Genomic DNA, 23,881 nt, shown 5'->3' on the forward strand with positions numbered 1-23,881 from the left:
GAAGCAAATCCCCGCGGGGGTGCGGGAGTGGGGACCACAATGGAGAGATGTTGGATCCACGTGTACTCGACAACAACGAACTCGAAGCCGAACTCGCCGCACTGCGCCGGGGGCGTGACGCAGCGATGGACGAGGGCGCACGCGACGTCTCGACCGCCGACACCGACCACCTCATCGCGCGGTTCGAGGAAGAAATTCGCAAGCGACACCAGGATTCGACGTCCGATCAGCCCAGTACCGATCTGCCCTGACCCAGAATCAGGACCGCGCATGCTGCGGTCGCGGCCGCGGTACGAATGTTGTTCCACAGCACCCACTTCGTCGTGAACTCTTCCCACGTCGCCGCTCCTGCCGCGGTGGTCGAGTCGGCTGCAGCCAACGCGTCGTTGAGGGGCACATTCAGTGTGACCGTGACCGCGAAGCACCCGATCACGTACAGCATTGCCCCGGCGATGATCAGTGCGGAGTGGCCGCGGTCGGTGAACGGAGTCGACACGGCTGCGATCACGCAAGACAGCGCCGTGCCCATGAACAGGATGAGAAACAGCGGATTGAGGATCGCTGCATTGGCACTCTGCATCGAGGAGATCGCGATCGGAACCGGAAGGGTCTTCAGTCCGGGCAGCACGCTGATCGAGAACGCCAGCAGCACTCCCGCCATCAATGCTGATCCGATTGCGCCGACAAGTGTTGATGCGGAGGCTATTCGGTCGATCATGACACGGCTGCCGGTGCCGGAATCGAGTCCGCGAATTCTTCGAATGAGGTCTCGGTGCTGTTGTCGGGTGACCGGCGAACGTCACGGGTCAGTTCTTCGGTGTTGAATGCCCTGGTCATGTCGACGTACAACTGTGCATACGATCGCGAGAATCCAATCGAGACGAGCACGTCTGCCATGGCCTCGTACGGCAGGCGCTCGTAACGCGCCGCTGTGATTGCCAGTCGTTCTCCCAGAATTGCCGTGGCCTCGGCGTAGCTGAGGTCTCGCTCGCCCAGCAAAACCTGGGTGCGTACACCGTCCCACGGCGAATCGGTCAGTGCCCGTACGGCGGCGTCGGCGATGTCCGAGGTGGCGATCATCGGAATCGGAAGGTGCGGGTCCACCGAGTCCACGTGTGTTCCACTGTCGGTCAGCTGTTGCGCCGCCGGAAGCAAGTTCTCGAAGAACGACACCGGACGCAGCAGGTGAAGGCTCCGATCGGTCGATGTCCGGAGGCGTTCTTCCTGTTCGGCGAGGCAGCCGATGACGCCGGGTGCGTCGAGGCGATCGGCACCGAGGCTGCTCAGCGCCACGATCCTCTCCACCTCGGACACGCGGAGGGCATCGACGATCGAGGCGCCCCACATTGCCTGCTCGGCGGCGAAGTCCTCGGCGTAGGGATTGCTCGGCAGCATCGCGAACACGGCCTCGCTCCCCGCGAAGGATGCGGCCGGCACGGGTGTTAGGTCCGCCTGGACGGTGTGCGCGCCACCAGCCGCCAGCGCGTCGAGGCGAGCGGTGTTCCGGCCGATTGCGCGCACGTGCCTGCCCTCCTTCAGAAGTCTCTCGGCGACGCGATATCCGACCTGACCGGTCGCTCCCAGAATCGTGATCATGGTGTTCCTTCCGTTGAGTCCGTTGTCACTGCATCCACTCTGGACGTCCAGAGCTGGATGGACAATGACTTATCGGCTCGAAAAGATGTCCGATCGTCCACGCTGTGAGACGATCGATCAATGCGTGGACTCGACCCGTGGAAGTCGCCCGATCCCCTCGGGGAGGCGCTGCACTTTCTGCGAATGACAGGATCCTTCTACTGCAGATCCGAGCTGTCCGGGTCGTGGGGTTTGGAGTTGCCGTCCATGGAAGACGCGCTCTGGTTCCACACCGTCGTCAGCGGGCGATGTCGGTTGTCGGTGCCGGGCGTCCCCACTCGCGACCTCCTTCCCGGTGACTTCGCTCTGGTTCCGCACGGCCGCGGGCACGTGCTCGCCAGCGATGACGACGCAGCAGTGAGTGCGCCTGTTGTCTACGACCTTCCGCACGACTACGTCAGCGATCGATACGCGGTCATCCGAAGCGGCAGCGGGGAAGCGAGCGCGACGCTCATGTGCGGCGCAGTGCGACTGGATCATCCGGCGGCGCAGCAACTCATCGGTGTGTTGCCTGCGCTCGTCGTCATCGATGCGGATTCGGGCCCGCGGCAGTCTCGGATGCACTCGCTCTTGGCCATGGTCGCCGACGAGGCGACCTCGCTGGAGCCTGGGGGAGAAGCGGTCATCACCAGGCTGTCCGACGTGCTGGTGATCCAGGCTCTGCGGTCGTGGATGGCGGACGACGAGCGGGCACGGTCCGGATGGCTCGGCGCACTCGCGGATTCTCAGGTCGGCGCGGCGCTCGCCCTCATTCATCGAAACCCCGACGCGCAGTGGACGGTTGCCGCACTGGCTGCCGAGGTGAAGATGTCTCGTTCGGCGTTCTCTGCCCGATTCACCGAGTTGGTCGGTGAATCGGTGATGCGCTATCTCTCGATGTGGCGGATGCAGATCGCCCACGACAGTCTTCGGTCGGGTGATGTCTCGGTAGCCGAATTGGCCCGGCGCAGTGGCTATCTCTCGGAGGCGGCGTTCGGTAAGGCGTTCAAACGCGCGACGGGGGTGTCACCGGGGAGCGTGCGTCGTCGTCAGGAGGTCTCGCTGACGGCAGGGTGAGCGACGGGCTGCAGGTCAGCCGAGCAGATGGCGGAGGTAGCTGTTCGGATCGTCGAGGTATCGACGCCAGTGCTGCACCAATTCGAGTTCGTCCCAGGTGCTTCGGCGCAGACCGTGTTCGCCCACTTCCACGATGTCCGCGCCCGGTGTCGAGGCCAGGATCGGAGAGTGCGTGGCACAGACGATCTGTGCCCCCTCGTCGCCCAGTTCGGACATCAGCGCGACGAGCTGCAGGCTTGCGGTGAACGACAGAGCCGACTCGGGCTCGTCCAGGACATAGAAGCCGGGTTCGGCCAACATCGCACCGAACATGGCGAGGAAGCCTTCGCCGTGACTCATCTCGGCTGTGTTCTCTTCCCAGAAACCCGGCATACCACCGAGGTTTTCGGCCATGTCGAATGCGGTTTCGGCGCGGAGGAAGAAGCCGCGTTTCTGCAGTCGTGGGCCACGAAGCATTCGAGAACCCCGCGGTGTGGTTTCCAGCTCGAGCACCTCGCCGAGGGCGCTGGTCACCTCGTCGAGTCGACGCGACTGCTGCGCCGCCCGCCCGCCGCGGGCATCGATTCCGAAACCCTCGGCGATCGCCTCGACAAGGGTCGATTTACCGGAACCGTTGTCGCCGACCAGAATTGTGACCGGCGCCAGGAATTCGAGTCCGTCGCGAGCGAGGTCGGCGACTGCAGGCACGGTGAAGGGCCAATCCGATCCGACGTCGTCGGCATCGACGTAGGCGCGCTCTACGAACATGATTCAGGCGGTGACCAGGCGGTCGACGTAACCGGTCTCGTGAGCGGAGTCCGCGCTGCAGGTGTAGTACACCCACTGAGCGGACTGGTCCGCGGAATCTCCGAAACGGTGGTCGACCTTCTGCGCGCACAATTTGCCCGCGCTGGTGTCATGGCATCGAAGACTGCTGGGTATGTACATGACTCCACTGTAGGCGCGATCATGGGCGGCCTTTACCGATCGACCGCTCGACGCGCTTTGCTGCTGTGGTGCCCTCGGTGAGACTCGAACTCACACTGGACGGGTTTTGAATCCGTTTCCTCTGCCAATTGGGATACGAGGGCTGGCGTCTTTCAAGCAACGATTGACGAGTTTAGAAGATGCGCTTTCGGGGGCGCGCACCGGTACCCTTCAGATGGTCGACGGCCCTGATGGGCGATGACTGTCAAAGGAGACCGATACAGATGAACGCTCCTGGTGCGCACGGTACTGGCAAGCCCCCGCTTCGTGTGGTGGTGGCAGAGGACGAATCCCTGATTCGATTGGACCTCGTGGAGATGCTCCGCGAAGAGGGCTACGACGTGGTCGGGGAGGCCGCGGACGGTCAGCAGGCGGTGGACTTGGCCGTCGAACTACGTCCCGATCTGGTCATCATGGACGTCAAGATGCCGCGTCGAGACGGGATAGATGCGGCGTCGGAGATCGCCGAGAAGCGCATCGCCCCCGTCGTCATTCTCACCGCGTTCAGTCAGCGTGAGCTGGTCGAGAAGGCACGTGACGCCGGAGCGATGGCCTATCTGGTCAAGCCGTTCACCAAAGCAGATCTGATGCCCGCGGTGGAGTTGGCAGCCAGTCGTTTCAGCGAGATCTCTGCACTCGAATCCGAGATAGCCGATCTGCAGGATCGACTGGAAACGCGGAAGTTGATCGAGAAGGCCAAGGGCATTCTGATGGAGTCGCAATCGCTCACAGAACCGCAGGCGTTCAAGTGGATTCAACGAGCAGCGATGGATCGCAGAACGACGATGAAGGCTGTCGCCGAGGTTGTGATCGAGACACTCGGTACTCCTGCGAACAAGCCTGCGGCAGAGGGCTGATCGGCTCGCGAAAGCTACGGCCACGTAAAACTTCGTCTCTCTAGGTCACAGTCAGGTCACGAGCGTCGTTCTAGGCCTTGCGAATCGACTCCGAGCATTAGCGTCTGATCCACACGTGAGCCACATGTAACTCAGGTGCGCTTCAACGACGAGCAATTTCAAGGAGAACCTAGATGGCAATTCGGACCTATGTCCGCACGGCTGCGGTGCTGAGCGTCACCTCGCTCGCACTGTTCGGCTGTTCGTCGAGCGACGACTCCGGCTCGACCGATACCACCAGTGCCAGCGGCGGCACTGCAGCCGCGGAAACGACCGTCTCCACCGACTGCACGCCCGAGCAGGCCACTGCCGGGGCAACCCCCGACACGTCGCCTCTGGTGGTGGGAACCCTTCTCCCCGAGACCGGAACCCTGGCCTTCCTCGGACCGCCCGAGGTTGCCGGTGTTCAATTGGCCGTCAACGACGTCAACGGCGCCGGTGGCGTCCTCGATCAGCCCGTCACCCTCATCCCCGGTGACTCCGGCGATACGACGACGGACACCGCCAACACCACGGTCGACCGCCTGCTCGCCGGCGGCGCGAACGTCATCGTCGGTGCAGCATCGTCCTCGGTCTCCCTCAAGGTCATCGACAAGATCGCCAGCGCAGGCGTCGTGGAGTTCTCGCCCGCCAACACCTCGGACCAGTTCGTCTGCTACCCGGACAAGGGACAGTACTTCCGTACCGCTCCCACCGACGTGCTGCAGGCACAGGCACTCTCGCAGCTGATCGCCGAGGACGGCGCGCAGCGCGTCTCCATCCTCGCGCTCAACGATCCCTACGGCACGGGTCTGGCCAAGAACACCGCGGACAACCTCGAAGAGGCAGGCATCGCGGCAGACCAGATTCAGACGACCATCTACGACCCGAACGCACAGTCGTTCAACGCCGAGGTCGACGGCGTGAAGAACTTCAACCCGGATGCCGTTGCCATCATCGGCTTCGAGGAGTCCGCGAAGATCATCACCCGTATGCACGAGATCGGCATCGGACCGTCCGACGGCACGGCAGTGTTCGGCGTCGACGGCAACATGGGTAATGCGCTCGGTGAGTCTGTGGCAGCAGGTCTGCTGGACACCATGCGCGGAACCACCCCGTTGACCGACGTCGGAACGGCCTTCCAGGACCGCCTCAAGGGAGTCGACCCGGCGCTGGTGGACTTCAACTACGCCGGTGAGTCCTACGACGCAGTGGTCATCTCGGCACTCGCGGCCGAGCAGGCGAAGTCGACGGCAGGCACCGATATCGCTGCCAACATCAACAGCATCACCAAGGACGGCACCAAGTGCACCAGCTACGCCGAGTGCCTTCCGCTCGTCAAGGCCGGAACGGATATCGACTACGACGGAATCACGGGCGCGCTGAACTTCAGTGATGCAGGTGAGCCCGCCACCGGTTCCTACGGCAACCTGGTCTTCGGGCCGGACAACAAGCTGACGACGGACGGATACATCGTCGTCGGCGAGTGATCGGTAACTGACACACAGGCACTGGGCCCGAGTCCTCGATCAGGACTCGGGCCCAGTGTTGTGTGTACCGGTCGATGCGGGTGCACAGACGAAGCCCCGGTTCGACATCGAGTCGAACCGGGGCTTCGTCGTCGACGAAGATCTACGTCTTCTTCTCCTTGCTTCCGGCCAGTGTGCCGAGGTACAGCTCGATCACCTTCGGGTCGTTCATCAACGCAGGACCGGTATCGGTGTACGCGTTGCGGCCCTGATCGAGAACGTAGCCGCGGTCGCAGATCTGAAGGCAGCGACGGGCGTTCTGCTCGACCATGATGATCGAGACCCCCGCCGCGTTGATCTTCTTGCAGCGGATGAACACCTCGTCCTGGAACATCGGCGACAGTCCGGCCGACGGTTCGTCGAGCAGCAGTACCGAGGGCTCCATCATCAGTGCGCGTCCCATGGCGACCATCTGTCGTTCGCCACCGGACAGTGCGCCTGCCTTGACCTTCTTGCGCTCTCCGAGCAGGGGGAACAACTCGCTGACGAACTCGAAGCGCTCGCCGAACTTCTTGGGACGCAGATAGATTCCCATTTCGAGGTTCTCCTCGATGGTCAGCGACGGAAACACGTTCTGGGTCTGCGGAACGTATCCGACGCCCTTCGTGACCAGCACGTGCGCCTCGGCAGAGGTGATGTTGTCACCGCGAAGCTTCACGCTGCCCTCGCGGACGGCAACGAGCCCGAAGAGCGTTTTGAGCAATGTCGACTTACCGGCACCGTTGGGCCCGATGATGCCGACGATCTCGCCGTCGTTGAGGAAGAAGTTACATTCGCTGAGGATGTTGACGCCGGGGATGTAACCGGCCACCAATCCGTCGGCGCGCAACAGTGCGCCTTCGGCCAGGCGAGCGTGCTCCTCGGGTGTGGCGGCGAATTCGGCCGGCGTCAATGTCTGTTCGCTCATCAGTTGTCCTCCTTGGCCCGGTGCGAGCCGCCCTGGGCGACGTCGGGCGTCACTGGGCTGACGAACTCCGGTTCCGAAAGATCGCCTCCCGCTTCGAGTTCTTCCTTCTCGGCCTGTTTCAGCGCCTCCGCCAGTTCGGCGGTTGCCCCGACCGGATTGCCGTCGGCGTCGAACTCGAGAGCCTGATCGTGGTGGCTGCCGAGGTAGGCGTCGACGACAGCACCGTTGTTGGAGAGTTCCTCCGGCGTGGACTCGGCGATGATGCTGCCCTGAGCCATCACCACCACCCAGTCACTGATGTCGCGGATGACGTCCATGTCGTGTTCGACGAACACCACGGTCATACCGTCGTCGCGCAGCGACTTGATGTGCCCCAGAAGTGATTGCGTCAGAGCAGGATTGACCCCGGCCATCGGCTCGTCGAGCATGACCACCGACGGATCGGTCATCAGCGCACGTGCCATCTCCAGCAGTTTGCGCTGACCGCCCGACAGTGAGCCGGCCAGATCGTCGGCCTTGGCGTCGAGCTTGAAGCGCCCCAGCAGTTCGTAGGCGCGTTCGGTGATCTGACGCTCCTGGGCCTTCCACGTCCACGGCATGAACGTATTGATCATGCGCTCGCCGCGCTGACCTGTTGCGCCCAACCGAACGTTGTCCAGCACAGTCAGTTTCGACAATGCTTTGGTCAACTGGAACGTCCGCACCACACCCTTGCGGGCCACCTGGTGCGGGTGCATCCGACCCAGCTCCTGGCCATCCATCGACCAGGTCCCGGTGTCGGGGCGATCGAATCCGGTGAGCAGGTTGAACAGCGTGGTTTTGCCTGCACCGTTCGGACCGATGAGACCGGTGATGCAGCCGCGCTGGATTTCGAGGTGCGCCACGTCGACGGCTTTGAGGCCGCCGAAGGTGCGCGACACGCCGTCGACCACCATGGTGGCGTCGGGTTTCGGTGCGCCGGGTTCGTTGGGCACACCGGCGAACAGTGACGCGCGTTGATCGCTCGACAACGCCTGGGCAGCGCGTGATTCGAGTGTGCTGGCTTTCTTGCTCGGTGCAGCCGTTGCAGCAGCATCCTTGCTTAGGTCAGGCATTGAGTTGAACCTCTCGCTTGTTGCCGAGAATGCCCTGAGGTCTGAACACCATCAACACGGCGATCAGGATTCCCAGGAGCACGAATCGCGTGGCACCGACCTGGGCGCCGGTGAGGTTTAGCACCGGGTCGTCGCCGGAGATCAATTGCCGCAGAATCGCATCGGGAATGGACAGCAGGAACCAGAAGAGCATCGCGCCCAGTACGGGGCCGAACACTGTTGCCGCCCCACCGAGAATCAGTGCGCCGAAGGCGAAGAACGTCTGCGCCGTCGAGTAGAAATCGGGGTTGATGGACTGAGTCTGCAGTGCGTTGAACACACCGCCCATACCGCCGATGACACCGCCGAGAACCAACGCCTGCATCTTGTAGACGAAGACGTTCTTGCCCAGTGAGCGGGCGGCGTCCTCGTCTTCACGGACGGCCTTGAGTACACGTCCCCACGGGCTGTGGGTCAGCAGGTAGATCACTCCGCAGAGGAGCAGCACGAGTGTCCAGCCGACGAGCATGGCCCACAGGTCGTTGCCCAGGAAGCGCACGCCGAGGAAGCTGTACGACTTGCCTCCCTCGAACGGACTCATGCTGGTGAACGGGCCGGCGAAGCCGGTGATGCCGTTGGTCGACTTGGTCACCGAATCCGTTGCGGTCGAACGGAACACCAACCGCAGGATCTCCGAGGCTGCGATGGTGACGATCGCGAGATAGTCGGCTCGCAGGCGCAGAGTCGGAATACCGAGAACAAGAGCGAGCAAGCCTGCCGCGGCGAGACCGACCAGAATACCGAGCCACAGTGGCTGCTCGTAGGTGATCGTGGTGATGCCGACGCCGTAGCCGCCGAGCAACGCGAAGCCGATCTGCCCGAAGTTGAGCAGCCCGGCGTAGCCGAAGTGCAGGTTCAGGCCGATGGCGAGCAGAGCGTAGAAGATGGCCGACGGTCCGACCAGCTGAGCGAGTGAGATCTGAAGTGCGCCGATGATATCCATGTGGTGGTCACCCGATCCTTTGTCGCGAGCCGAGGATGCCCTGTGGTCGGACGACGAGGATGAGAATCAAGACGAGCAACCCTCCGATGTATTTGAGATCGGGATTGATGACCAACGTCGACCACTGGACGAGCAGACCCACGATGACGCAACCGAGGAATGCGCCGTAGGCCGTTCCCAGTCCGCCGAGTGTGATTCCGGCGAACATCAGCAGCAGGAGCTTGAAGCCCATCTCCCACTGGACGCGTCCGCCGAGTTCGGAAAGTCCGAACAGCACGCCGCCGAGTGCCGCCAGGCCGCCACCGAGGCACCAGACGAACGTGACGACACGCTCGACATTGATCCCCGAGGACGCGGCGAGATCACGATTGTCGGCCACCGCTCGCATGGCCTTACCGATCTTGGTGCGCTGCAACATCAGTGCAACGCCGACCAGGACGACGACGCTGATGATGATGCACGCCAGATTGACGTTGGTGATCGACAGCGGGCCCCAGTTGTTCTCGGTCTGGGCCTGGTAGTCGTCGAAGGGCTCGGAGCGATCCGAGAAGAAGATCAGGATGAGGTAGCGCAATGCGATCGCAAGTCCGATCGTCACCACGAGCTGTGCGATCAGGCCGGTTCGACGCTTGCGCAGTGGTCGCCAGATCAAGGCATTGTTGAGCCATCCGATCGCGACTCCGACGATGATTGCCAGCACCGTGGCCGGAATCAGCTGTATTCCGAGGCTCACGTTGAAGAACCACGCCGCGACGGCTCCGAGGGTGACGAGTTCGCCGTGCGCGAAGTTGGTCAGGCCGGTGGTGCCGAAGATCAGGCTCAGCCCTACCGCCGCCAGTGCGATGACCAGGCCGAAACGGAAACCGTCGACTGTGGTGCGAACGAACTTCTCGTAGAACGGAATGCTGGTGGCAGTTCTGGCTTCACCGAAGGAGAAGATGACGGTGTTGGAACGCCCGGCCTGAACGTCACGCTGGACTTCTGCCTGGACGCTCACCCCGTCGGGAAGCGTTTCCTGGACCACCTGGAATGTGTATGTCCCGGGGGACAATTCGAGAGTCCAGCGGCCGCCGGTTTCACTGGTGGTTCGAGCGACTTCGGTGCCGCTCGCGTCGAGCGCTGCGACATCGACGCCGACGAGTCGCTCGCCGGCGTTGTTGAGAGATCCCGCGACGCTGACGGCGTCTGCGGGCGGTGCCTGCTCGGCACTCGTCCCCGGCGCAGCCGGGGGAGTGGGCGTAGGTTCCTGGGCCAACGCCGGCGCACTGAACAGCAGCGCGGCGATCGAACTCAGAACGGCGAGTAGAAGTGTTCGCTGAAGTAGCCGAACGGCAGATCTTGCGCGCAACCTCGGCGGTTGCACCTTTCTGGTCCATCGAACATTTGGAGCCACGCACGTCCTCCGGACGGTTGTCGTTGAGTCACGGGTTGGGGATTTACTGCAATTGTCGGACTCTATCCGTTGAAACGACGCAAAATCGGCGACTGAGATTTCCGGAAAGTATCGGTTGTGTTTCGCGGTGCACGACGCGCGTCGTGAGGGCGAGCGCGGCGCCCAGCGAGCATCCGGCTACGAGTTGTCGGACCCGCTACCTAGACTGGTCAACCGTGAGCCCAGTAACCGAGAAAAGCGCAGCGCCCGCGGCCGAGACCGATGCGAAAGCAGGCGGGGAGCGACCCACTCTGCTCCTCATCGACGGCCACTCCATGGCGTTTCGCGCGTTCTTCGCGCTGCCTGCGGACAACTTCAAGACCACCAGCGGTCAGTCCACCAATGCCGTGTACGGATTCACCTCGATGCTGATCAATCTGCTGCGAGACGAAAAGCCGACGCACATCGCCGCGGCCTTCGACGTCTCGCGGCAGACCTTCCGTGCCGAGCGGTTCCCCGAGTACAAGGCCAACCGGAGCAAGACCCCCGACGAGTTCGCCGGCCAGGTCGACATCACCAAGGATGTTCTCGGGGCCATGGGCATCCCGGTGATGGCAGAGGCCGGATTCGAGGCGGACGACATCATCGCCACCCTGGTGACGCAGGCGGAGGCGCTCGGCTACCGCGTTCTCGTGGTCACGGGCGACCGCGATGCATTGCAGTTGGTGACCGACAACGTAACGGTGTTGTACCCGCGCAAGGGGGTTTCGGACCTGACCCGGTTCACCCCCGAGGAGGTCGCCGGCAAGTACGGGTTGACGCCGTCGCAGTATCCGGATTTTGCTGCCCTGCGCGGAGATCCGAGTGACAACCTGCCCGGCATTCCCGGTGTGGGCGAGAAGACGGCAACCAAGTGGATCATCGAATACGGTTCGCTCACTGCCCTTGTCGACAACGTGGACAAGGTGAAGGGCAAGGTGGGAGACGCACTGCGCGCCAACCTGTCGAGTGTGGTGCTCAATCGTGAGCTCACCGAAATGGTGCGCGATGTGCCGTTGCCGTACACCCCCGATCAGCTCGAACTTGCCCCGTGGGACCGCGAGAAGATCCACGCGCTGTTCGACGATCTGGAGTTCCGCATTCTTCGGGACCGACTGTTCGAGACGCTCGCGTCGGTCGAGCCCGAAGCCGAGGAAGGCTTCGACGTCCGCGGTGGGATCGTCGCCCCGGGTGAGTTGGCCGAGTGGTTGGAAGAACACGCGTCCGACGGCCGCCGCAGCGGCCTGTCCATTCTCGGTCCGCGCAGGCCCTTCGACAGTGACGCGACTTCCTTGGCCATCGCCGCGGCCGACGGGGAAGGCGCGTTCGTGACGACAACAGCCCTCGACGAATCCGACGAGCGCGCGCTCGCAGCCTGGCTCGCCGATCCGGCGCAACCCAAGGCGCTGCACGAGGCCAAGTGGGCGTTGCACGCGGTGCGGGGGCGTGGCTGGACCCTCGGGGGGTTGACCACCGACACCGCCCTGGCCGCGTATCTCGTTCGGCCCGGTCAGCGTTCGTTCAACCTCGACGACCTGTCGTTGCGCTACCTCAAGCGAGAGCTCCGTGTCGAGGATGCGGGTGAAGGCCAGATGTCGTTGCTCGATGCCGAGGACACCGCTGACGCGGCATTCGCCGAGGGTGAGATCCTCAAAGCGCGGGCCGTCATCGACCTGGCCGAGGCCCTGGACGCCGAGCTCGCGGCCATCGAATCGACCACCTTGCTCTCCGAGATGGAACTGCCGTTGCTGACGGTCTTGGCCGATGTCGAAGCGACCGGCATCGCCGTCGACAGCGACCACCTGCGTTCGCTGCAGTCCGGTTTTGCCGCGCAGGTCGACGAGGCCGCGAACTCCGCGTACGGCGTGATCGACAAGCAGATCAACCTCGGGTCACCGAAGCAGTTGCAGGTGGTGCTGTTCGAGGAACTCGACATGCCCAAGACCAAGAAGACCAAGACCGGCTACACCACCGATGCCGATGCGCTGCAGGGGTTGTTCGAGAAGACCGAGCATCCCTTCCTGAAATTCCTGCTCGATCACCGAGACGCGACACGCATGAAGGTGACGGTCGACGGCCTGCTCAAGTCCGTTGCCGACGACGGACGCATTCACACCACGTTCAACCAGACCGTTGCGGCCACCGGGCGGCTGTCGTCCACCGAACCCAACCTGCAGAACATCCCGGTGCGCAACGAGGCAGGACGCCACATCCGGGACGGCTTCGTCGTCGGGGCGGGTTACGACACCCTGCTCACCGCCGACTACAGCCAGATCGAGATGCGCATCATGGCGCACGTGTCCGGCGACGAGGGTCTGATCGAGGCGTTCAACACGGGTGAGGACCTCCACAGCTTCGTCGGTTCCCGCGCGTTCGGGGTGCCGATCGAGGAGGTCACCCCCGAACTGCGTCGTCGGGTCAAGGCGATGTCCTACGGATTGGCCTACGGGCTCAGCGCATTCGGCCTCGCCGCGCAGCTCAAGATCTCCACCGAGGAGGCGAAGCAGCAGATGGAGGCGTACTTCGCGCGGTTCGGTGGTGTCCGCGACTACCTGCGCAATGCCGTCGAGGAAGCGCGCAAGGTGGGGTACACCTCGACCCTGTACGGCAGGCGCCGGTACCTACCGGATCTCAACAGCGACAACCGCCAGCGTCGAGAGGTAGCCGAGCGCGCTGCCCTCAATGCTCCGATCCAGGGCACCGCCGCCGACATCATCAAGGTCGCGATGATCGATGTGCACCGCTCACTCGCCGAGTCGACTCTGAAGTCGCGCATGCTGCTGCAGGTACACGACGAACTGGTGCTCGAGGTCGTCGACTCCGAGCGCGAGGAAGTCGAAGCGCTCGTGCGCAACAAGATGTCGTCGGCGATCGAACTCTCGGTGCCGCTCGAAGTGTCGGTCGGTACCGGTCGAAGCTGGGATGCCGCAGCTCACTGAATCGGGCCGGCTCACTGATCCGACCCGTGGCACAACGAAGGGCCGCTCACCGAACTCGGTGAGCGGCCCTTCGCGTTGTGCGGAGTGCAGAACTACTCCGCTGCGGGAGCCTGCTCGGCGATCTGCTGGCGTACGACGTCCATGTCGAGTGCCTTGATCTGTCCGACGAGGTCTTCGAGCGCCGGTGCAGGCAATGCACCGGGCTGTGCGTAGACGAGAATTCCCTCGCGGAACGCCATGATCGTCGGAATCGACTGGATCTGCGCAGCCGCAGCCAGACCCTGCTCGGCCTCGGTGTCGACCTTGGCGTGCACGACGTCGGGGTGAGCATCCGACGACTTCTCGAATGTCGGGGCGAACTGGCGGCAGGGGCCGCACCAGGATGCCCAGAAATCGACCAACACCACGTCGTTGCTGGTGACGATCTCGTCGAAATTCTGCTGAGTCAAAGTCTGAGTGGCCACGCGGTCCCTTTCGATTGATTGCGCTTCTGGTGTGTCTCAACGCAGGTACTCGCCTGAATCTTCCCGGCCGCGTCGGAGCGCGGCGTGTCAGGCGGGCTGGGGTGCGGCGCGGAACGTCCGGCGGTACGAGTTCGGGGTGGTGCATCGCAATCTCACGAAGTGCTGCCTCAGAGCGGCGGCGTTTCCGAAGCCGACCACCTCGGCGATCGAATCCATCGGCAGATCGGAGTTCTCCAACAATTGCTGAGCCGCCAGCACGCGTTGATCGTTGAGCCACCGCGCGGGCGTCGTTCCGGTTTCGGCCGCGAACCTACGAGCAAAGGTGCGTGCCGACATGTTCACCCGTGCTGCCAGTCGCCCGATCGTCAGCTCGGAGTCGAGATTCTCGGTCATCCAGTCCAGCAGCGGTGCCAATGTCTCGGTGTGCGTGGCGGGCAGGGGACTGGTGACGAACTGAGCTTGGCCACCGTCGCGATGCGGCGGGACGACCATTCTGCGGGCGATCCCGTTGGCCACGACGCTGCCCTGGTACTTGCGCACGATGTGCAGGCACAGGTCGATTCCGGCGGCCGTCCCTGCGCTGGTGAGGACGTTGCCTGCGTCCACGTAGAGGACGTTCGGATCCACCTGAGCCAGCGGGTATTTCGCGGCCAGCGAGGCCGAATGCCGCCAATGCGTCGTGCACGGCCGATTGTCGAGCAGCCCTGCCTGGCCCAGCACGAACGCACCGTTGCACAGGCTTGCGACCATGGCACCCCGGTCCACCGCCGCACGGAGTTTGGCCAGCAAGGGCTCGATGGACGAGTTGTATCCGATGCCGCACACGTAGCTGCCGTCGTCCGCCGCCTCGGTGCCGCCGGCCGGAATGATGATCAGGTCGGCGCTGTCGAGACTGTCGAGATCGTGTGGCACGTCGATGGTGTAACCGACGCGGGTGCGGATCGGTTGGGGGACACCCGCGATCAGGGAGAAGTCGTAGGTGGGGAGGCCCTCGTCCGAGCGGTCGAACCCGAACACCTCGCATGCGACGCCGAGCTCGAACTGTTCGGTCAACGGCATCAGCGCAACGACCACTCGTTTCAGCATGCGACGAGTATGGCAGAAATTCGAGGATATGTGGCGTTACTGCCACTCGTGGAGACTCTCCGCAGGTAGGACGCTAGGTGCATGACAATTGTATTGGTAGTTGTGCTGTCGTTCCTGGCCATCGATGCTCTCGTGGTCGCAGGCTTCGCTCCCGACACCCACGCGGAGGTGACACAGTTCGGCGACTTCACCTTCTGACGTTGCGGTCAGCCGATTCGCCACTCGCGTTTGGCCTCGCCGTCCCAGCGACGCAGGGCCACGACAGAGCCCACCAGGTCCTCGATGCTCGTCGACAACAGTCGTACGGCGTTTCCCGCCTCCTCGGACGTCAATCGCCGGGCCAGTGTCACGTGCGGTGTCCATCGGCCGGGGTCGAGGTGATCGAGCGAGTCTTCGCCCACGGCCGCGTGCATCCTGGCGTGCAGATCGAGCAACTCACTGGTCGGAACGACCAGGCGTGCCAGGGTTATCGCCCGACCGCCGAACACGACGAGCCCGCCGAGGCGCACATCGAACGGATCGAAACGAACGGCTGCGCCGTCGTCCACCGCGACGGGCATCGACGCTGCCACCGCGACAGTGATGTGTGGTCGGTTCGATTCACCTCGGTGCCGATTCTGGCTCGGGAGGCCGGCATCCGACAGCGCCGCCCACTCGCGGCGAACCGCTGCATCGAGGCCGGATTCGAGTAGAAGTTCTGCGGACTGCACCATGGAGGCCATGATGTCGCAGACGGACGGCCGGAATGCAACGACGCTACGGATCGGGGCGATGACCGGCGACGGAATCGGTCACGAGATCGTGCCCGCCACGATCCGAGTGGTCGACGCGGCGATCGCGGCAGTCGGGGGATCGGCGGTCGAGTGGGTGCACCTCCCGCTCGGTCGCGGTGCCATCGACGAGTACGGCACGCCGATACCCGAGAGCACGTTTCAGGAACTGGGCGAGCTAGAGAGTTGGATTCTGGGGCCACACGACAGTGCCTCGTATCCGGAGCCGTTCCGTTCACAGCTGACCCCAGGCGGACGGATTCGGAAGGATTTCGACCTGTTCGCCAACATCAGGCCTGCCAAAGCCCTTGCCGGCGTGCGAGCGATGTCGCCGAACATGGACTTGGTAGTGGTGCGGGAGAACACCGAGGGGTTCTATGCCGATCGCAACATGTTCGTCGGCAGCGGCGAATTCATGCCGACTCCCGACGTGGCACTCGCGGTCGGGGTGTTCACCCGCAGGGCATGCGAACGCATTGCGCGCGAGGCATTCCTGCTCGCAGACAGACGCCGCCGCAAGCTCACCATCGTCCACAAGACCAACGTGCTGTCGATGACGACGGGATTGTTCCGCGATGCGTGCCGCGCCGTGGGCGAGCAGTTCCCACACGTCGAGGTCACCGAGGAACACGTCGACGCGCTGGCCGCACACCTGGTTCGACGCGGTGAGGACTACGACGTCATCGTGGCCGAGAACATGTTCGGCGACATCCTGTCGGATCTGACGGGAGAGTTGTCCGGCTCGCTCGGTACCGCCCCGTCGATCAATTCCTCGCAATCACAGGCCATGGCGCAGGCGTCACACGGTTCCGCCCCGGACATCGCCGGCAAGAATCGCGCCAACCCGACTGCGCTGTTCCTGTCGGCCGCGATGCTGCTCGAGTGGCTCGCCGATCGGCACGGGAACGACCGGCTCGCCGCAGCCGCCGGGCGGATCCGACACTCGGTCGACGACACCGTCGAATCCGGCGTGGCGACAGCAGACCTCGGTGGGCAGGCGTCGACCAGCGCATTCACCGAGACCGTCGAGGCACGGGTGCACCGCCGCTGATCGACGACGGACTCAGCGCGGCTTTCGACTGCTGAAGATCGCGGTGCCGGGAAAGAGTTGCCCACGCAGCGGGCTCCACTGCCCCCACTCTCGGTCCAGCCACTCCGGCCAGTCCGGCTCGACGATGTCTCGCACCTCGAGGCCTGCGGCAACCAGTTCGCGCACTCGGTCACCGATCGTGCGGTGATGCTCCACGTAGTTAGGGGTCCCGTCGGCGTCGTATTCGACGTAGGGGGTTCGATCGAAGTACGGAATCGTCGCGGTCAGGCCGCCGACCCCTGGATCGTCGGGGAACACCCAGCGCATCGGGTGATTGACGGCGAACACCCAGATTCCCCCGGGCCGCAGTACCCGCGCGACCTCCTTCATGACGTTGGCGGAGTCCGCGACGAACGGAACTGCGCCGAAGGCCGAGCACACGATGTCGAATCGTTCGTCGCCGAACGGCAACGATTCGGCACTGGCCTGGACCAGCGGAACCGTCGAACCCCCCGCGGCCATGGCGTCGACGCCTCGTTGCAACATGCCCATCGAGATGTCGAGACCGATCGCGCGAGCACCCTGAGCGCCGAGCCAGCGAGCGCACGGTGCACTGCCGCACCCCACTTCGAGGACGTCCTTGTCTGCGACGTCGCCCAACAAGTGCACATCGCCCTCGTGCAGTCCCTCGGGGCACCAGACGAATTCGCCGGTGTCGGTCGACACACCGAGAAACGCGCCGTGCGTACGGTGGTAGTTGTCGGCGTCGGAGTCCCACCAGAGTCTGCTGGCGCGGTCGCTCGCGGCCGAATCGACACGGCCGCGGCCGGGAGTGGACGATGGCTCAGGAAGATCGCTCACACGCCGACTCTAACCGGGTTTGTGCTGGTACTGCGGCATCGCGTACCCTGATCACCGCGAGTGTGTTCATGCTGCGCTTAGGTCGGGTCCGCCCGTCCTCGGCGTTCGCGGAGTCGGCAGGAATATCGCCGTCGACACTCGTGCTGCACATGTTCTACAAGTCCGACCGAACATCCATCAACCGATACCCAACCCGTCCGGAGCAACTCAACACATGCCCTCAACCACAACCTCACCGCAGGTGGCCGTAAACGATATCGGCTCCGCAGAGGATTTTCTCGCAGCCATCGACGCGACGATCAAGTACTTCAACGATGGTGACATCGTCGAAGGCACCATCGTCAAGGTCGATCGCGACGAGGTTCTACTCGACATCGGTTACAAGACCGAAGGCGTCATCCCTTCTCGCGAGCTCTCCATCAAGCACGACGTCGACCCCAACGAGGTCGTCTCCGTGGGAGATGAGATCGAAGCACTCGTCCTCACCAAGGAGGACAAGGAAGGCCGCCTGATCCTGTCCAAGAAGCGAGCTCAGTACGAGCGCGCTTGGGGCACGATCGAGGAGCTCAAGGAGAAGGACGAGGCCGTCAAGGGCACCGTCATCGAGGTCGTCAAGGGTGGACTCATCCTGGACATCGGTCTCCGCGGCTTCCTGCCTGCCTCGCTCGTCGAGATGCGTCGCGTCCGCGACCTCCAGCCGTACGTCGGCAAGGAGATCGAGGCCAAGATCATCGAGCTCGACAAGAACCGCAACAACGTGGTCCTGTCGCGCCGCGCATGGCTCGAGCAGACCCAGTCCGAGGTCCGCAGCGAGTTCCTGCATCAGCTCCAGAAGGGCCAGGTCCGCAAGGGCGTCGTGTCCTCCATCGTCAACTTCGGTGCCTTCGTGGACCTGGGTGGCGTCGACGGCCTCGTGCACGTCTCCGAGCTGTCCTGGAAGCACATCGATCACCCGTCCGAGGTTGTCGAGGTCGGCACCGAGGTCACCGTCGAGGTTCTCGACGTCGACCTGGACCGCGAGCGTGTGTCGCTGTCGCTCAAGGCAACTCAGGAAGATCCGTGGCGCCAGTTCGCTCGCACCCACGCGATCGGCCAGATCGTGCCCGGAAAGGTCACCAAGCTGGTTCCCTTCGGTGCGTTCGTTCGCGTCGAAGAGGGCATCGAGGGCCTCGTGCACATCTCCGAGCTGGCCGAGCGCCACGTGGAGGTTCCGGACCAGGTCGTGGGTGTCGGCGACGACGCGCTCGTCAAGGTCATCGACATCGATCTCGAGCGTCGCCGGATTTCGTTGAGCCTCAAGCAGGCCAACGAGGACTACGCAGAAGAGTTCGATCCGTCCAAGTACGGCATGGCCGACTCGTACGACGAGGGTGGCAACTACATCTTCCCCGAGGGCTTCGACTCCGAGACCAACGAATGGCTCGAAGGTTACGAGAAGCAGCGTGAAGAGTGGGAAGGTCGCTACGCCGAGGCCGAGCGTCGCCACAAGATGCACACCGCTCAGATGGAGAAGACGGCCAAGGACGAAGCTGCCGAAGCCGCCAACACCAACTACTCCTCCGAGTCGGGTCAGGCCCCCGCCGATGCAGAAGGCGATGCTCCCGCAGCATCGGCTCCGGCCTCGACCGGTGGATCGCTGGCCAGCGATGCGCAGCTTGCTGCACTTCGCGAGAAGCTGTCCGGCAACGCCTGATAGAAGTTGTCCACCCGTGAGGGTGTGACCGCAGCCCCGGTTCTCTTCATGAGAGCCGGGGCTTTCTCGTTCGATAGCAGTCGGGCGGACATGTTCTGCTTGCGAGACGACAATGGACCCGGTTCCGATGAACCGGGCCCATGTGTGAGGGGGAAGTGCGAACTACGCGGCGGTGGCTGGACTCCACTGACCGACGCTCTCCGTACGCTTGCGCATGCTGGCAAAGCTGTGGCGGGCGGGGGTCAGGAGGTTGGTGAACCAGTTACGCCGGTGGTCGGCCAACGCCGAGGCAACTTCCGGAATGAGAACGCAATGTACGCCTGCATCCATGCCAAGGCGGTGCCGACCCGGTTGGATCTGATTGCTTCGCATGGGTGTCCTTTTCAATAGCTGTGGGTCGGCACATCGAGGTCGCGCTCGTCGAAGATAACCGACAGACCTCCGAAACCGGTGTATTTGGGGCTGGTGTGCTTCGGCGTGTTCGAGTGTCAGACTGGGTGCATGCTGAGACTGGGACTGACCGGTGGAATAGGTGCCGGAAAATCGACCGTTGCCAAGGTGCTGACCGAGCTGGGTGGAGTTCTCGTCGACTCCGATGTGCTCGCCCGTGAAGTCGTGGAACCGGGAACGCTTGGCCTGCAACAACTGACGGATACGTTCGGGGCCGACATTCTCGCACCGGACGGTTCGTTGGACCGTCCGGCGTTGGCGGCCGTGGCATTCGGGAACGAGGAATCCCGGAAGAAGCTCAACGGCATCGTCCACCCGTTGGTCGGTCAGCGTACTGCCGAGATCATCGACGGTGCGTCCTCGGATGCCATTGTGGTGCAAGATATTCCGCTCCTCGTCGAAGGCTCGATGGGTCCGTTCTTCCACCTGGTCGTGGTCGTCTGGGTCGATGCCGAAGAGCGCGTACGCCGACTCACCGGGCAACGAAACATGCCGGAGGCCGACGCCCGCGCACGCATCGCCGCGCAGGCAACCGATGACGCACGCCGAGCCGCAGCAGACGTCTGGATCGACAACACCGGTGCGCCGGGCAGCGTCGACGAGCAGGTTCGACTCCTGTGGAACGAGCGCCTGATTCCCTTCGAGCGCAACATCAGAGAGGGCATCGTCGCCCGCACGCATCCGGAACAGGTGACGGCAGACCCGGCATGGGAGTTGCAGGCCCGCCGGATCATCGGCCGCCTGGCTCTCGCCTGTGCGGACGAAGCCGTCCGGATCGACCACGTGGGGTCCACCGCAGTGCCCGGCCTGGACGCCAAGGACGTCATCGACATTCAGATCACGGTGCGTTCTCTCGACGACGCGGATGCGGTCGGTGATCGGTTACGTCTTGCCGGGTTCCCCGGAGTCGAGACCAGTAACTTCGACGACCCCAAGCCTGCATACGGAATGGGCGGTGAGGCAGATCCTGCGGTGTGGGGCAAACGCTTTCACGGCAACGCGGACCCCGGACGTCCGGCCAACGTGCACATTCGGGTCGACGGTTGGCCGAACCAGACTTTCGCCCTGTTGTTCCGCGACTGGCTGCGCGAAGACTCGTCTGTTGCGACCGAGTACTCGGGGATCAAGCGACGTGCCTCCGAGGTGGCCGCAGGGATCAAGGATTACCGTGCGGCGATCGAAGCGTACGAGAACGCCAAGGCACCGTGGTTCGACGTGGCCTACCGTCGGGCGTGGCAGTGGGCTGAGCAGACGAACTGGACTGCCTGACGCAGAGCTGCGCGCATCAGGTCGGCTTACCGTTCCACTCGGTCGGCATCCCGACGGATGCGAGCCACGCGTTCAGGTCGTAGTCGTGCCGCGTCAGTCCTTCGATGGCGGTGATCGATCTGGCCAGCGCGAGCTCGGCCGTCGGGGTGTCGAGGTGTTGCGCCACCCGAGCGTCGAACAACTCGTCGACGTCCAACAGGTCGTAATCGCGGCCGGTACGGACACTGAGGTCGAGATAGTGGTCGACGGATGTCCATCGGGTGGAGCCGGCGGTGTACTCGCCGATGTCGACGTAGTAGTCCTGATCCCTCGCGTGAGCCGGCAGGTAATGGAACACCGAGGCGCGGAGCCCGAGAGCGGGCAGTAGCCAGGACTCGAGGTAGTCGAAGTGGGCATGGTCCGAGGCCCGGGCCATGTACAGCCCCCACGGCTCGACGCGATATTCGTCGACCACGCGTACGAAACCTTTGGGGTCCACGTTCGTTTTGGCGACGAGGTCGAACGTCTCGTGCTTGGGGGCATGTACGACGGTGTGCGCACCGGCTGACGTGTGAGCGACCATGCCTGTAGAAGCTACCGGGAACAGACCTTCGGGGTCTGTCCGGCGGAACTTGTCGGTGGTCGCGTCTACGCTTGTGTAATGGCGTTTGCATCCGAACATCCCGTCGTCGCGCACTCCGAACACCGTCCGGTGGGCGCGATCGAGCGCACCGGACCGGCGTTCGAGGTCGTCAGCGAACACGTGCCGGCCGGTGATCAGCCGACCGCCATCGCCGAGCTCGAACGGCGGATCAAGGCGGACGAGAAGGACGTCGTGCTTCTCGGTGCCACGGGTACCGGTAAATCGGCCACCACGGCCTGGCTCATCGAGAAGCTGCAGCGCCCCACCCTGGTGATGGCACCGAACAAGACTCTGGCTGCGCAGTTGGCGAACGAGCTGCGAGACATGTTGCCCAACAACGCAGTCGAGTACTTCGTGTCGTACTACGACTACTACCAGCCCGAGGCGTACATCGCGCAGACCGACACCTATATCGAGAAGGACTCGTCCATCAACGACGACGTCGAGCGGCTACGGCACTCGGCCACGGCATCTCTGCTCTCGCGGCGCGATGTGGTCGTGGTGGCCTCGGTGTCGTGCATCTACGGCCTCGGCACGCCTCAGTCGTACGTCGACCGGTCGATCGAGCTGGAGGTCAATGTCGAAGTTCAGCGTGATGCACTGCTCAGGCTGCTGGTGGACGTGCAGTACACCCGCAACGACATGGCTTTCACCCGTGGATCGTTCCGGGTGCGCGGCGATACCGTCGAGATCATTCCGTCCTACGAGGAACTGGCGATCCGCATCGAGTTCTTCGGCGACGAGATCGAAGCGCTCTACTACCTGCATCCGCTGACAGGGGACATCGTCCGACAGGTCGATTCGGTACGCATCTTCCCGGCCACTCACTACGTTGCCGGGCCCGAGCGCATGGAACGAGCCGTCAAGGACATCGAAGCCGAACTCGAAGCCCGTCTGGCGGAGCTGGAGGGCAAGGGGAAGCTGCTCGAGGCGCAACGGTTGCGGATGCGGACGCAATACGACCTGGAGATGATCAAACAGGTCGGCTTCTGCTCGGGAATCGAGAACTACTCGCGACACATCGACGGACGAGGGGCCGGCACCGCACCGGCAACGTTGATCGACTACTTCCCCGAGGACTTCTTGCTCGTGATCGACGAGTCGCACGTGACCGTGCCGCAGATCGGTGCGATGTACGAGGGTGACATGTCGCGCAAGCGAAACCTGGTCGATTTCGGGTTCCGCCTCCCGTCGGCGACCGACAACCGTCCGTTGACGTGGGAAGAGTTCACGAAGCGGATCGGTCAGACGGTCTACCTCTCTGCCACCCCGGGAAAGTACGAGCTGGGTCAGACCGGGGGAGAGTTCGTCGAGCAGGTCATCAGGCCCACCGGACTTGTCGATCCCCAGGTGGTCATCAAGCCGACCAAGGGACAGATCGACGATCTGGTGCACCAGATCCGGGAGCGCGCGGAGAAGGACGAGCGCGTGTTGGTGACCACTCTGACCAAGAAGATGTCGGAGGATCTCACCGACTACCTTCTCGAACTGGGCATTCGCGTGCGTTACCTGCACTCCGACATCGACACGCTGCGCCGCGTCGAGCTACTCCGGCAACTGCGCCTCGGCGAGTACGACGTATTGGTCGGCATCAACCTGCTGCGCGAGGGCCTCGACCTACCGGAAGTGTCGCTCGTCGCGATTCTCGATGCCGACAAGGAAGGCTTCCTCCGAAGCGGCACGAGCCTCATCCAGACCATCGGTCGTGCCGCCCGAAATGTGTCCGGCGAAGTGCACATGTACGCCGACAAGATGACGGACTCGATGACCTATGCGATCGAGGAAACAGAACGTCGGCGCGAGAAGCAGATCGCGTACAACAAGGAGCGGGGTGTCGATCCGCAGCCGCTGCGCAAGAAGATTGCTGACATCCTCGATCAGGTCTATCAGGAAGCCGAGGACACCGACAATGTCGTCGAGATCGGCGGGTCCGGTCGCAACGCCAGCCGCGGGCGACGCGCGCAGGGCGAAGCAGGACGGTCGGTCAGCTCCGGGGTATACGAAGGGCAGGACGTCTCGTCGATGCCGCGCGCCGAACTGGCCGATCTGATCAAGAATATGACCGACCAGATGATGAACGCTGCCCGGGAGTTGAAGTTCGAGCTCGCGGGACGCTTACGAGACGAAATTCAGGATCTGAAGAAGGAACTGCGCGGGATGGATGCGGCGGGGCTCAAATAGGGCAGGCTGGAGACGCGAGTGGAGCCTGCGGAATGAGCCGAAATGGTTCGGATACGGTTCA

23 protein-coding genes and 1 tRNA gene are annotated in these 23,881 nt (G+C 63.5%); 9 read left to right on the forward strand and 15 right to left on the reverse strand.

Going from position 1 to position 23,881, the window contains the following annotated elements; genetic code table 11:
* Positions 1 to 47: 47 nt before the first annotated feature.
* Positions 48 to 251, forward strand: coding sequence for a hypothetical protein (locus CH286_RS20365; RefSeq protein WP_032378984.1), 204 nt, complete (start codon positions 48 to 50; stop codon positions 249 to 251).
* Here the strand turns inward: CH286_RS20365 and CH286_RS20370 are convergent.
* Both CH286_RS20370 and CH286_RS20375 read right to left on the reverse strand, forming a co-directional pair.
* On the reverse strand, positions 227 to 718 hold the full coding sequence (locus tag CH286_RS20370; RefSeq protein WP_094610215.1) for an anthrone oxygenase family protein: 492 nt from the start codon (positions 716 to 718) through the stop codon (positions 227 to 229). The genes CH286_RS20365 and CH286_RS20370 overlap by 25 nt on opposite strands.
* Positions 715 to 1,596, reverse strand: a complete 882-nt coding sequence (locus CH286_RS20375; protein WP_094610216.1) for an NAD(P)H-binding protein — start codon at positions 1,594 to 1,596, stop codon at positions 715 to 717. Before CH286_RS20375 ends, CH286_RS20370 begins: the two co-directional genes overlap by 4 nt.
* 120 nt (positions 1,597 to 1,716) lie before the next feature.
* On the opposite strand from CH286_RS20375, the gene CH286_RS20380 reads away from it, so the two are divergent.
* Positions 1,717 to 2,691 (forward strand): AraC family transcriptional regulator, encoded by a 975-nt coding sequence (locus tag CH286_RS20380; RefSeq protein ID WP_032404004.1) that lies wholly within the window; start codon positions 1,717 to 1,719, stop codon positions 2,689 to 2,691.
* A 15-nt stretch (positions 2,692 to 2,706) separates the two neighbouring features.
* Here the strand turns inward: CH286_RS20380 and CH286_RS20385 are convergent, their stop codons facing one another.
* From CH286_RS20385 to CH286_RS20390, 3 genes are all read right to left on the reverse strand, one after another.
* Positions 2,707 to 3,438: an AAA family ATPase gene (locus tag CH286_RS20385; RefSeq protein ID WP_032404005.1), complete on the reverse strand. Its 732-nt coding sequence runs from the start codon at positions 3,436 to 3,438 to the stop codon at positions 2,707 to 2,709.
* Between the two features lie 3 nt (positions 3,439 to 3,441).
* Positions 3,442 to 3,618: a hypothetical protein gene (locus CH286_RS27895; RefSeq protein WP_165430221.1), complete on the reverse strand. Its 177-nt coding sequence runs from the start codon at positions 3,616 to 3,618 to the stop codon at positions 3,442 to 3,444.
* A 66-nt stretch (positions 3,619 to 3,684) separates the two neighbouring features.
* A tRNA-Leu gene (locus CH286_RS20390) sits at positions 3,685 to 3,761 on the reverse strand.
* A 120-nt stretch (positions 3,762 to 3,881) separates the two neighbouring features.
* On the opposite strand from CH286_RS20390, the gene CH286_RS20395 reads away from it, so the two are divergent.
* A complete protein-coding gene (locus CH286_RS20395; protein ID WP_032378977.1) occupies positions 3,882 to 4,514 on the forward strand; it encodes an ANTAR domain-containing response regulator in 633 nt (210 codons plus the stop codon).
* A gap of 173 nt (positions 4,515 to 4,687) precedes the next feature.
* Positions 4,688 to 6,022, forward strand: coding sequence for an ABC transporter substrate-binding protein (locus CH286_RS20400; protein WP_032378976.1), 1,335 nt, complete (start codon positions 4,688 to 4,690; stop codon positions 6,020 to 6,022).
* Positions 6,023 to 6,164: 142 nt separating this feature from the next.
* Here CH286_RS20400 and CH286_RS20405 read toward each other — a convergent pair whose 3' ends face one another.
* The 4 genes from CH286_RS20405 to CH286_RS20420 are packed head-to-tail and all read right to left on the reverse strand — an operon-like array spanning position 6,165 to position 10,392.
* A complete protein-coding gene (locus CH286_RS20405; RefSeq protein ID WP_032378975.1) occupies positions 6,165 to 6,968 on the reverse strand; it encodes an ABC transporter ATP-binding protein in 804 nt (267 codons plus the stop codon).
* Positions 6,968 to 8,062 carry an ABC transporter ATP-binding protein gene (locus CH286_RS20410; RefSeq protein ID WP_230592539.1) on the reverse strand — a complete coding sequence of 365 codons (1,095 nt, stop codon included), beginning with the start codon at positions 8,060 to 8,062 and terminating at the stop codon, positions 6,968 to 6,970. Before CH286_RS20410 ends, CH286_RS20405 begins: the two co-directional genes overlap by 1 nt.
* Positions 8,055 to 9,044, reverse strand: coding sequence for a branched-chain amino acid ABC transporter permease (locus CH286_RS20415; RefSeq protein ID WP_032404006.1), 990 nt, complete (start codon positions 9,042 to 9,044; stop codon positions 8,055 to 8,057). The genes CH286_RS20410 and CH286_RS20415 overlap by 8 nt, the downstream gene beginning before the upstream one ends.
* 7 nt (positions 9,045 to 9,051) lie before the next feature.
* Entirely contained in the window at positions 9,052 to 10,392 is a 1,341-nt protein-coding gene (locus tag CH286_RS20420) for a branched-chain amino acid ABC transporter permease (protein WP_052065943.1), read from the reverse strand.
* A 260-nt stretch (positions 10,393 to 10,652) separates the two neighbouring features.
* Here CH286_RS20420 and polA point away from each other — a divergent pair, with 260 nt between their 5' ends.
* Entirely contained in the window at positions 10,653 to 13,394 is a 2,742-nt protein-coding gene (polA, locus tag CH286_RS20425) for a DNA polymerase I (RefSeq protein WP_032404007.1), read from the forward strand.
* A gap of 92 nt (positions 13,395 to 13,486) precedes the next feature.
* Here the strand turns inward: polA and trxA are convergent, their stop codons facing one another.
* The 3 genes from trxA to CH286_RS20440 form a co-directional block, all read right to left on the reverse strand.
* A complete protein-coding gene (gene trxA / locus CH286_RS20430; RefSeq protein ID WP_032394311.1) occupies positions 13,487 to 13,858 on the reverse strand; it encodes a thioredoxin in 372 nt (123 codons plus the stop codon).
* 87 nt (positions 13,859 to 13,945) lie between these two features.
* Complete coding sequence (locus CH286_RS20435; protein WP_032378971.1) at positions 13,946 to 14,944, reverse strand: helix-turn-helix domain-containing protein; 999 nt, start codon at positions 14,942 to 14,944, stop codon at positions 13,946 to 13,948.
* 206 nt (positions 14,945 to 15,150) lie between these two features.
* Positions 15,151 to 15,657 (reverse strand): 2'-5' RNA ligase family protein, encoded by a 507-nt coding sequence (locus tag CH286_RS20440; protein ID WP_094610217.1) that lies wholly within the window; start codon positions 15,655 to 15,657, stop codon positions 15,151 to 15,153.
* A 10-nt stretch (positions 15,658 to 15,667) separates the two neighbouring features.
* Here CH286_RS20440 and CH286_RS20445 point away from each other — a divergent pair, with 10 nt between their 5' ends.
* Positions 15,668 to 16,765, forward strand: a complete 1,098-nt coding sequence (locus CH286_RS20445; RefSeq protein WP_094610250.1) for an isocitrate/isopropylmalate dehydrogenase family protein — start codon at positions 15,668 to 15,670, stop codon at positions 16,763 to 16,765.
* Positions 16,766 to 16,777: 12 nt separating this feature from the next.
* Here CH286_RS20445 and CH286_RS20450 read toward each other — a convergent pair whose 3' ends face one another.
* The gene (locus CH286_RS20450) at positions 16,778 to 17,605 is read right to left on the reverse strand and encodes a class I SAM-dependent methyltransferase (RefSeq protein ID WP_037150760.1); all 828 of its coding nucleotides are present in this window, start codon (positions 17,603 to 17,605) and stop codon (positions 16,778 to 16,780) included.
* Positions 17,606 to 17,819: 214 nt separating this feature from the next.
* Between CH286_RS20450 and rpsA the strand changes: the two genes are divergently transcribed.
* Positions 17,820 to 19,298, forward strand: a complete 1,479-nt coding sequence (gene rpsA, locus CH286_RS20455; RefSeq protein WP_027497255.1) for a 30S ribosomal protein S1 — start codon at positions 17,820 to 17,822, stop codon at positions 19,296 to 19,298.
* A gap of 162 nt (positions 19,299 to 19,460) precedes the next feature.
* Here the strand turns inward: rpsA and CH286_RS20460 are convergent, their stop codons facing one another.
* Complete coding sequence (locus CH286_RS20460) at positions 19,461 to 19,670, reverse strand: hypothetical protein (protein WP_032378969.1); 210 nt, start codon at positions 19,668 to 19,670, stop codon at positions 19,461 to 19,463.
* 129 nt (positions 19,671 to 19,799) lie between these two features.
* Between CH286_RS20460 and coaE the strand changes: the two genes are divergently transcribed.
* The gene (coaE, locus tag CH286_RS20465; RefSeq protein ID WP_037150758.1) at positions 19,800 to 21,017 is read left to right on the forward strand and encodes a dephospho-CoA kinase; all 1,218 of its coding nucleotides are present in this window, start codon (positions 19,800 to 19,802) and stop codon (positions 21,015 to 21,017) included.
* Between the two features lie 16 nt (positions 21,018 to 21,033).
* Here coaE and CH286_RS20470 read toward each other — a convergent pair whose 3' ends face one another.
* Positions 21,034 to 21,579 carry a DUF402 domain-containing protein gene (locus tag CH286_RS20470; protein ID WP_032404011.1) on the reverse strand — a complete coding sequence of 182 codons (546 nt, stop codon included), beginning with the start codon at positions 21,577 to 21,579 and terminating at the stop codon, positions 21,034 to 21,036.
* 78 nt (positions 21,580 to 21,657) lie between these two features.
* Here CH286_RS20470 and uvrB point away from each other — a divergent pair, with 78 nt between their 5' ends.
* Positions 21,658 to 23,820, forward strand: coding sequence for an excinuclease ABC subunit UvrB (uvrB, locus tag CH286_RS20475; protein ID WP_057476196.1), 2,163 nt, complete (start codon positions 21,658 to 21,660; stop codon positions 23,818 to 23,820).
* The last annotated feature ends 61 nt before the right edge of the window (positions 23,821 to 23,881 follow it).

Origin of the sequence: Rhodococcus sp. WWJCD1 (assembly GCF_002258735.1) — a bacterium.
GTDB lineage: Bacteria > Actinomycetota > Actinomycetes > Mycobacteriales > Mycobacteriaceae > Rhodococcoides.